The 2779-nt window shown below is 61.0% G+C and carries 2 protein-coding genes and 1 pseudogene; 2 read left to right on the forward strand and 1 reads right to left on the reverse strand.

Translation table 11 applies throughout. The features are described 5' to 3' along the window. A partial coding sequence (fxsT, locus tag CC117_RS34450; RefSeq protein ID WP_084131802.1) for an FxSxx-COOH system tetratricopeptide repeat protein occupies nt 1-1904 on the forward strand: 1904 nt, incomplete at its 5' end. 210 nt (nt 1905-2114) lie between these two features. Continuing rightward, nucleotides 2115-2225, forward strand: a pseudogene (locus CC117_RS40465) (IS5/IS1182 family transposase); the annotation flags it as partial. Nucleotides 2226-2329: 104 nt separating this feature from the next. On the opposite strand, the gene CC117_RS09280 reads toward CC117_RS40465, so the two are convergent. Beyond that, a partial coding sequence (locus CC117_RS09280; RefSeq protein WP_206744814.1) for a cupin domain-containing protein occupies nt 2330-2779 on the reverse strand: 450 nt, incomplete at its 5' end.

Consider the following 2779-nt stretch of genomic DNA (forward strand, 5'->3'; position numbering starts at 1 on the left):
CGGGCCGGGAGGCGTTGCTTGCCGAGATGCACGATCAACTCACAAGCCAAAGGCGCCAAGTGGCGGTTGCTGCGCTGCATGGTCTTGGTGGCATCGGCAAGACACAACTCGCCGTCGAGTACACGTGGCGTCATGCCGCCGAGTACGAGTTGGTCTGGTGGGTCGATGCAGAGATGCCGGACGGTTTGCTGGCAGGGCTTGCAGAGCTAGCGACTGAACTCGGTGTAACTGCAAGTGACGTGCCCACTCGGGCGCGCCTGGCACTCACGGAGTTAGGTCGACGCGATGATTGGCTTGTCATATACGACAACGTAACCGATCCTGCAATATTAGCTCGTACCTTCCCACCCGCGACTGGCCGGTTCATAGCAACAAGCCGCAACCCCGGTCTCCGTCGGGCTGGCATTGATCTCGTGGAAGTCGGCCAGTTCGACCTAGACGAAACAAAGCTTCTACTCAAGCGGCACGCTCCCGATTTGTCAGACGATGCCTGCCAGCGGCTGGGCAACGCGCTCGGAAATCTTCCCCTGGCGATCGACCAGGCTGGAGCTTATCTTGCCGAAGCTGGTATGGATCACGATGCGTACTTCTCCCTGCTCGCTACCCAGCCGCAGGTCGTACTGGGAACGGACACGCCGCATCATCCGGGTTTGGCTGCGACGATTACAGCAGCAGCCAATCGGATCGCCGAGGACTACCCAGCCGCTGTTGCGCTACTCAACAGGTTGGCCTTTCTTGCTCCCGAGCCCGTCCCCTTGGCTGCTGCGCCCGACAGAGAAAGAAATTCGATTTCAGGCGCACTTATCGTCGGCGATCCGGCGACAACCCACGACTGTATTGCAGTGGTCGTCAAGTATGCTCTTGCTCGCAGGACTGGGACTAGTCTGCAGATTCACCGCCTGGTTCACGCGCTCCTTCGCACCCAACTAGGAGAAACCGAGTCCATAAATTTCCTCGCAGGAGCCTTACAGCTTCTTGGCACCGCGAATCCGGGAGCCGCCGCGGACCCTGAGACCTGGCCCGCATATGCCGCGTTGACACCCCATGCAGTAGCAGTAACCTCCCATCTGAGCACAGTCGGTCAAATCCAAGAGCCCGTCGATTTCCGTCGCCTTGTCCTTGAGCTTTGTCGCTATCTATATGTAAGTGGCCAATATCAGCTAGCCGCGACCATGGCCAGCACCACTCGAGCACGCTGGAGCCAAGCTCTGGGAGATGATCATCCCGACACCTTGACTGCTGTTGACCGTGTTGCGGCGGCACTCTATGGTCTCGGCGATCTCAGTCACTCGAGAACACTGGACGAAGAAAACCTCAATCGCCGACGTCGCATACTCGGCCCCGACCATCCTGACACGCTCCACTCGGCGCATGGCCTCGCCCATACATTAGCTGAACTGGGCGAACTTCAGGCCGCCAGAAATCTGGATGAAGACACCCTCGCGCGGCAACGACGGACACTTGGCGACAACCATCCGGACACTCTACATTCAGCGCATAACCTTGCCCATACACTACGGAGGCTCGGAGAGCTCAAGAATGCCCGCAAGCTGGAYGAGGACACCCTGATGCGGCAGCGCCGCCTCGTCGGAGACAATCACCCCGACACGCTCCACTCTGCGCACAATCTTGCTCAAATCCTAGTCGGCCTCGGGGATCCAGAATCCGCCCTACCTCTCGACGAAGACACCTTCAACAGGCGACGTCGGGTTCTTGGACCCGAACATCCAGACACGCTGGCCTCCGCACACAACTTGGCTCTGACCCTGCGCGACGTCGGAAAATATGAACTGGCCCGAGAACTACACGAAGATACGCATGCCCGGATGCAGGAAGTGCTCGGCGTCGATCATCCGGATACTCTGATCTCGGAGGAGAACGTGCATCGACTGAGCGGAAGATAACCACGAAAAACACACGAAAATCGGACGATGTATCCAGGCCGAGTAGTGTGCCACCGTCACGGTAAATCCTTGTAAAACGCCAGGATCACTGGCAGGGATGCCTGCTACCTTGGCATAGGAACCGAACCGGTCAATTGTGCGCCGACTCAGCTTGTTCCGTAGCCATCGTCCGCGCGACTTCGCGTGCCCAAGGAGCCGACAGGCCCCAATGACAAGGGCGTGGATCTGCGGTGGTCCGTCAAGGTCGACAACCACGGTGGCAACGTCCAGGTCGTGGCTGCCCACGACGACAGCTGGCCGCTGTGGGCCTCTGCTCGCCGTCGCCCGGAGGCCTTGGGCCGGGATGCAGTGGTTGACCCCTCCAGTTGATGGAGGCTCGATGATCGGCTCCATGCTGATCCGGCCAGCTTGCGCGTCATCGGCTATCACGACGGGACTGAACCGGGGTCGGGCAGGTGCGGCGCGAGGACTGTCCGGTGCCGCGCCATCAGTTCCTGCGTCAGAGTCCGGCTGGGCGCGGTGCCAGTTCTGGCGACATGCTCCGCGACCTCGGCGAAGTAGTCCTCATAGCCACTGGGAGTGAGGATGGCGACGTAGCGGGCCGGCTCGTCGAACGGATTCCCGAAGCCGTGTGCCAGGCGCCGGCCGGCGAACACCGTCTCGCCCGCGACGGCGGAGTGGAACCCGTCCCCGACGCGGAACCGCAACCGGCCTTCGACGAGCACAAACGTCTCGTCATGGCCCTCGTGAACATGAGGAAGCGGTCCGGGCTCCCCCGGGCCCATTCGCCCCTCCAGCACGGTGAGCCGGCCGAGGGTATCGCTGGCCGTGACCTTGACGAGCATTGACCAGTTCGGAAGGTCGATCCGACGGCC

The sequence above is a fragment of the Parafrankia colletiae genome (genome assembly GCF_001854655.1).
In the GTDB taxonomy this organism is placed as follows: Bacteria; Actinomycetota; Actinomycetes; order Frankiales; family Frankiaceae; genus Parafrankia; species Parafrankia colletiae.